Here is a 344-nt window from a genome sequence, read left to right on the forward strand (position 1 = left end):
GGTTCTGTACCGCACAGCAGACAGTGTGGGGCGAATGACGGTGCTAGCGCGCGAAGACCTTTGTCTGGTAGTTCCGTCCGGCGAGCCACCGTTTGAAGATGCGATATCTCTGGCCGACCTGCATGCATTCCCCCTGGCGGTTCCCATGCGCAACAACAATGTCAGGCGTTCGGTGGCTGATGTCGTTGCACAACACGGTTGCGCGCTGGACGTCAAGTTTGAAGTGGACTCCCTCTCAACGATCATCAACATGGTCGTAGAGGGAAAAGCGCATTCTATTCTCGCCCCGTCTGCGGTTCAGAAAGAAGCCTCCCAAGGGCTGGTCCGGAGATCGGAAGAGCGTC

The 344-nt window shown here is 57.6% G+C and carries 1 protein-coding gene; it reads left to right on the plus strand.

Annotation, left to right across the window (positions count from 1 at the left end; all coding sequences use genetic code 11):
- Nucleotides 1–344 (plus strand): LysR substrate-binding domain-containing protein (locus EN850_RS34575; RefSeq protein ID WP_246689327.1); only part of this gene is annotated, 344 nt, incomplete at both ends.

Origin of the sequence: Mesorhizobium sp. M8A.F.Ca.ET.207.01.1.1, from assembly GCF_004794715.1 — a bacterium.
In the GTDB taxonomy this organism is placed as follows: Bacteria; Pseudomonadota; Alphaproteobacteria; order Rhizobiales; family Rhizobiaceae; genus Mesorhizobium.